Source organism: Streptomyces spinoverrucosus (genome assembly GCF_006539505.1).
Classification (GTDB): domain Bacteria; phylum Actinomycetota; class Actinomycetes; order Streptomycetales; family Streptomycetaceae; genus Streptomyces; species Streptomyces spinoverrucosus.
Map to the genome: position 1 here is coordinate 1 of NZ_BJND01000136.1, position 5,913 is coordinate 5,913.

At 65.0% G+C, this 5,913-nt stretch carries 4 protein-coding genes and 5 pseudogenes; 7 read left to right on the forward strand and 2 right to left on the reverse strand.

The window, feature by feature from the left end:
• Both SSP24_RS43670 and SSP24_RS41810 read left to right on the forward strand, forming a co-directional pair.
• Positions 1 to 183: hypothetical protein (locus tag SSP24_RS43670; protein WP_218037158.1), on the forward strand; the 183-nt coding region annotated here is incomplete at its 5' end.
• Positions 184 to 401: 218 nt separating this feature from the next.
• Positions 402 to 2,570 carry a hypothetical protein gene (locus SSP24_RS41810; protein ID WP_141316385.1) on the forward strand — a complete coding sequence of 723 codons (2,169 nt, stop codon included), beginning with the start codon at positions 402 to 404 and terminating at the stop codon, positions 2,568 to 2,570.
• Between the two features lie 313 nt (positions 2,571 to 2,883).
• Here SSP24_RS41810 and SSP24_RS41820 read toward each other — a convergent pair.
• Positions 2,884 to 3,141: pseudogene (locus SSP24_RS41820) on the reverse strand (DUF5372 family protein); the annotation flags it as partial.
• 184 nt (positions 3,142 to 3,325) lie between these two features.
• Positions 3,326 to 3,463, reverse strand: a complete 138-nt coding sequence (locus SSP24_RS44790; RefSeq protein WP_229866378.1) for a hypothetical protein — start codon at positions 3,461 to 3,463, stop codon at positions 3,326 to 3,328.
• Here SSP24_RS44790 and SSP24_RS45535 point away from each other — a divergent pair.
• The 5 genes and pseudogenes from SSP24_RS45535 to SSP24_RS41840 form a co-directional block, all read left to right on the forward strand.
• Positions 3,423 to 3,539, forward strand: a pseudogene (locus SSP24_RS45535) (Mu transposase domain-containing protein); the annotation flags it as partial. The gene SSP24_RS44790 and the pseudogene SSP24_RS45535 sit on opposite strands and share 41 nt — an antisense overlap.
• Positions 3,540 to 3,766: 227 nt before the next feature.
• Positions 3,767 to 4,042, forward strand: coding sequence for a hypothetical protein (locus tag SSP24_RS44795; protein WP_229866377.1), 276 nt, complete (start codon positions 3,767 to 3,769; stop codon positions 4,040 to 4,042).
• Positions 4,039 to 4,731, forward strand: a pseudogene (gene istB / locus SSP24_RS41830) (IS21-like element helper ATPase IstB); the annotation flags it as partial. The gene SSP24_RS44795 and the pseudogene istB, both read left to right, overlap by 4 nt.
• Positions 4,731 to 5,141: pseudogene (locus tag SSP24_RS41835) on the forward strand (transposase); the annotation flags it as partial. The pseudogenes istB and SSP24_RS41835, both read left to right, overlap by 1 nt.
• A 223-nt stretch (positions 5,142 to 5,364) precedes the next feature.
• Positions 5,365 to 5,913: pseudogene (locus tag SSP24_RS41840) on the forward strand (IS5 family transposase); the annotation flags it as partial.

Consider the following 5,913-nt stretch of genomic DNA (forward strand, 5'->3'; position numbering starts at 1 on the left):
ACTGTCCGGCACAGCAGCCGCCTCCACACCTTCGCCTCCACCAACGGCTCCCAGGACGGCCAAGTCCGCCTCCGCATCGACACCACCATCAAAGGCCCCGACAGTACCCCCGCCGAAACGGCACTCGCCCGCATCAGCACGGAACCAACGGCCACCTCCACCCGGCGGCACCAAGCCGCATGAACGCGCGCGCTCGGCGGCGCTACGGCATCGACACGATCGGGCAGGTTTCCACGCCGTGCACCGCGGCCTGTCAACGAATTGCCCCTACGGATGCCCGAAGTCCTCTCCTCGGCTTCCTGTTGCCCCCCTACCGTACCTCTGGGGGAAATGATCTGGGCGTGCCCTGTCGCAGGCAGAGCTTCACGCCCCCTTTTTGCGTATCAGGGCAAGGAAGAGGAATGTTCAGCACAAACCCCAATTGGGCGCCGAAGTACATCCCTGAGGGGCGCTTCCCTGACGGCGTACTCGATTGTTTCCGGAAGGCCGATGGGCAGTGGCTGGCGCTGTACGCCGAGTACCTGGGCCAGCAGACTAATGTCGAAGATTTCCGAGCACTGGACTACTTCGATCACATTCAGCACGTCTACAACAATTACCGTTCGTCCAACCGGCAGATGGACCCAATGCACGGCAAGTTTCCCTTGCTTGCTGAAGGGAAGGACAAGGACGTCGTTGCCCAGGTCGAAGAGATCGCGAAGGTCCTGCAGGACGAGACCTGGGTCTCGTTCAAAGAAACAATCGAGATTGCGCGTAAGCTCAATCTGGACTCCGGTGGCCGGGAGACGGGATCCAGTCGGCTGCAGTCCGAACTGGCTGCTGCGCAGGGCCAGCAGCTGAGCCTGCGGCAGCAAGCCGAGGAGACCTTCAGGCTCAGGGATGCGACCTTCGTGTCGGCGAAAGCACTCTTCGAGACCATTGCTGCGTTCAAGGAGCTGGGCGAGCAAGGCGGGCTGGCCCCGTCTGTCATGAACCTGGGCGACTTGAGCAAGCTGGAGAAGAAGGCCCGCAAGCGCCTCACGACGCTCCTTGAGGCGAGCCAGGAGATTGCGGATGCCAGCAGGGACAACAGTTGCGACCAGTTCGACGCGGCGCGCGCCAGGCTTGAACCTGCGGTTGCCGGCTACTTCCACGTCAAGCGGTCCGTCCTGGAGCACATCTACCGCTCCATCAAGGCCGATGCCAACATCAACCGCGAGAAGGCCTTCGCGGTCAACCACCCCACCGCGGCACGATTCACCGTGGCGCTCAAAGGGATCTCCACGGCATGCGGCGTAGCGGCTGCGGTCATGGCTTTCACCACGGGCCCGCTTGCCGTCGTTCCCGCCGCCATCAGTGCCGCCAGCGGATTGGCAGCCAACGCGCTGAACAGCTACTACCAGTCGCAGGACAAGGACAGCCAAGGGCTTCGCGCCGCCGGCCGGCCTCCGGCCCGGAGGGGCAAGCTCAATGACTTCGAAGGCCCTGTGGACGACAAGATCCGGCTTGCCGAGGCCAAGACGGCGGCGGCAAGGAAGGGCGGTGGGATCGCCCTGAAAGTGCTGAAGAAGGTCAACGACACGTTCGAGTTCGAACTCGTCGGAACTTCGGAGACTTTCAGCGCTCTGAGCCAGGCTGCCAACATCGCCACCACCGCCGCATCCACTGTCATCCAGGGATTCAACCTGCCGCTGAGGGTGTACGAGCTCGTCATGAGCAGCACGCGACTCACCTATGAAGAGCTCAGGGAGGTGGCACGGTACGTCGAGATCCAGGATCTGGGGAAGCACGCGCAGGACCACAGGTTCGAACGCGAGGTCCTGACCGACACCGCAATCAATGCCACCAAGGACACCGAGACGCGGGGCCTGTTGCTCAAGGCGGCCCAGAATTTCGATCAAGAAGGAAGGTGGTACCAGTTCAAGAAGACGAGCTACTGGGTGGAAGGACCGCAGCACTGCACGGTCCAGTCCTTCTCGGGAACGGAGTTCGTCAGCTCTGGAGTACGGTTCGCGAAGGGCGAGGACGTTCGCGGAACAACCACGGTGCGGTGGAAGTACGACGGCAATAGTATTGTGATCATCGACCTTCCGGAGGTCGATACTGAGGAGCCCGATTTCCCAGGCCAGCACAAGAAGTTGCAGGACTGGGCCAATGGCTCCTGGCGCCGGACCGTCGTCTACGGGCTGGCCAACGATCTCATGCAGCAAGGAGACGACGGTCGGGTGGAGATTCGGGGGCCACACGCACCGGAGTGGATGACCCTGCAGGTCAGTCTCTGGAACGACTTCCAGGCTCGCTGTTACAGCGCGTACATGACGCTGATGGCACGGCACTTCCGTGATGTCGACCTCGAGATCACCATGGTGAATGGCAGTACGTACAACAGCCTCTCCGAGCTCCTGAGCGATACGAGTCTGTTCGTGCCCGAGTTCCATGGGGACGACGTGAGCGTGCTCAAGCTGAGATCCGAACTTGAGCTGGACGACACGAAGAAGCGCGAACTCAGCCTCAAAGCGGCCTACTACAACCGCCGGTCGGGTTCGCCGCATCTCGCCGACGATGAGTGGCCCGAACTGCCCGCGGCCTGATCAGAGCGCGGTGTGCCGAAAGGTGACGGGACTCGGACGCGGTGAACACTGCATCGGCCACGGCCTCCGGTCGTCGGCTCAGCGTCCTTGTCGCCCGCAGTGCCTCTTCTTTCGGATCGCTCGCCGCCGTGCCGGCCATGCCGCCTCCCACATCCGATCGCTGCCTCAAGAATCACGTCGCCACTGATCACGGCCAAGAGCACGCGGAAGCAATGGATCAGGGACCTGTGCAGGCCAGTCGGCATGGCGTGCGCTGTCTCGATCACCGCGCGCCGGACACGCCCCCGCCTCTGCGGCGTGATCCCCAAGGCGGTCACCGCGTCATTTCCTGGACGCTGCCGGCGCGGCGGTCCATGTGCTTGATCAAGTCGGCCAGGGACAGCAGGTCTTCGGTGCGAAACGGGCTGCGGCCCGCGGCGAGGACGACGAAGGGGTCCTCGCCACCCGCGTCGGTCCACGCCGTGGGCACGGACGCCGCCTCTCCCGCCTCGTCGCGTAAGTAGACGCGGTCCTCGCCCCAGTTCTTGCGCCGGACGACGAACTCGTACGACCGGCCGTGCCACGGACGGAACGGGTGCGTGACCCGGACAAGTCGCTCCGCACCGTGCGGATCAGGAGCTTTTGACGGTCCGGTCCAAGCCCAGAGTTGAGCGGCCTATGCCCTATGTCCGCGACTCCTACTGGAGCGGGCGGACATTCACCTCGCTCGAGCACATGCAGGCTGAGGCCCTGCTCTGGGCTCGGAATGTCGCAGGTCAGCGGCAGTGCCGACCGCTGGGCGGCGCGAAGCCGCTGTCGGTGTTCGAGACGGTCGAGGCGCCCGCTCTGCTGCCCCTGCCAGAGACGCCGTTCGTGCTGGCCCGGTGGTCGAAGGCGACGGTCGGACCGGACATCCACATCAAGGTCGGCCGCACTCTCTACTCGGTGCCCTGGAAACTGATCGGCCGCCGCGTCGACCTCCGCTCCACCGCCACCATGGTGCAGGTCTTCCACGAAGGCGAACTGGTCAAGACCCACGCGGCAGTTGAGCAGGGCAAACGCACCGACAAGAACAACTACCCGCCCGAGAAGATCGCCTTCCAGATGCGCACGCCGATCTGGTGCCGCGGCCAAGCCTCGCAGGTCGGCGACGCCTGCCGTCAGGTGATCGACCAGCTGCTGGAGGTTAACGCCCCAGGCTCCGCGCTGCCCAGGGAGTGCTCGGACTGCGCAAGAAGTACGGCGACGCCAGACTCGAAGCCGCCTGCCGAAAGGCGATCAGCATCGGCGACCCGTCCTACAGGACCGTCAAGGGCATCCTGGTCGCCGGCACCGAGGCCGACCCAGAACCCGAGACCGGCGACGCCGGCGCCTCGTCCTTCCTGCACGGCCCCGAGTGCCTGTTCGCCACCGCCATCCCCACCCAGATTCCCGGCGACGTCCGCGAGGACCAGGGGCACGGCGACGCTGACGCCGAGGAGGCCGACCGGTGAGTGTGATGACCACCGCCCTGCGCGACTCGCTCAAGACCCTGCGGCTGTCCGGCATGCTCGAAACCCTCGACGCCCGCCTCACCAGGCCCAGAAGGGCGAACTCGGACACCTCGACCTCCTCCAGGTCCTCTGCCAGGACGAGATCACCCGACGTGAGAGCGTCGCGCTCGAACGCCGCCTGTGCAAGGCGAAGTTCGAGCAGCAGGCCACCCTGGAGGGCTTCGACTTCAACGCCTCCCCGAAGCTGCCCGCCGCCCAGATCCGCGACCTCGCGGCCCTGCGCCGGCTCCGCTCCGGCGAATCCGTCATTCTGTTCGGACCCGTGAGTGTCGGAAAGACACATGTCGCCCAGGCCCTCGGCCACCAGGCCGTCCGCCAGGGCGCCAACGTCCGCTTCACCAAGACCAGCCGCATCCTCGCCGAGCTCGCCGGCGGTCACGCGGACCGCACCTGGGACAAGCGCGTGCGCGAGCTCGTCCGCCCCGATGCTCATCCTCGACGACTTCGCCATGCGCCAGCTGACCACGTCCCAGGCCGACGGCCTCTACGAACTCGTCTCCGAACGCCAGGGACGGTCCCTGATCATCACCAGCAACAGGGCACCCAGCGACTGGTATCCCCTCTTCCCGAACCTCGTCGTCGCCGAGTCCCTCCTCGACCGACTGATCAACGCGAGCCATCAAGCTGTGAGGTGTTGGGTGTGATGGTCGGTGACAGCGAGACCGAGGCGTTCTGGAGCGAGTTCCTGCGGTCCCTGCGCGAGCGCGGGCTGAGCGGGGTCCGCCTGGTCATCTCCGACAGCCACAGCGGCCTGTTGGCCGCGGTCCGCAAGGTCATGCTCGGCGCCGCCTGTCAGCGTTGTCGTGTCCATTTCCTGCGAAATGTGTTCTCCGTGATACCCAAGGGATCCGGGGAAATGGTCGCGGCGACCATCCGCACCATCTTCATCCAGCCCACCGCCGAAGCCGTCCATCACCAGCTCGACGCGGTGGCCGACATGCTCGGGCAGCAGTTCCCCAAGGTCAGGCAGATGCCCCTGGACGCCAAGGAAGACCTGACCGCCTTCCCCATCTCCCACTGGAAGAAGATCCAGTCCTCAGAGGGCGTTTATGCAGGTCAAGCCCTATATGCGGCTCTCGCTCCTGCCCTGCTTTGGGGGCTTTCATCCCCTAGGTGGCGAATGACGCCCTCCAGGGCGGAGGCTCGGCCATCCGTCTCGTTCGCTTCTGCGCCCGGAAGTCCGTCTGGTTTGAAGTTGCCACGGAATCGCCCGATGAACAGCGGAACCGAGCCCTCCGGCTCGCCCATGATCACGCTACGCCGTGAGCGAGCGCACGCCGTACCCCAGCGACCTGTCCGACGCCCGATGGGCCCTGATCGAGCCGACGCTGACGGCCTGGAGAAAGGCCCGGCTCGACCGCAGACCAACCGGACAGCCGGCCAAGGTCGATTTACGGGACGTCTTCAACGCGCTCCTCTACGTGAACCGCACGGGGATTCCCTGGAAATACCTCCCGCATGACTTCCCGAACCACGGCACCGTCTATGCCATGCCTACTACGCGGCCTGGCGTGACGAAGGAATCTTCGCCCAGCTCAATTACGACCTGACGGGACTGGCCCGGGTGAAGGAAGGGCGCAAGCCCGAGCCGACCGCCTCCGTGATCGACACCCAGAGCGTGAAGACCTCCAGCAACGTGCCCCTGACCAGCCAGGGAACGGACGCAGCCAAGAAGATCGTCGGGAGGAAGCGCGGCATCCTCACCGACACAATCGGCCTCATCCTCGCTGTGACCGTCACCGCCGCCGGCCTCTCGGAGAACGCCCTGGGAATACGCCTCCTCGACCAGGCGAAGGAGACGTACCCGACCA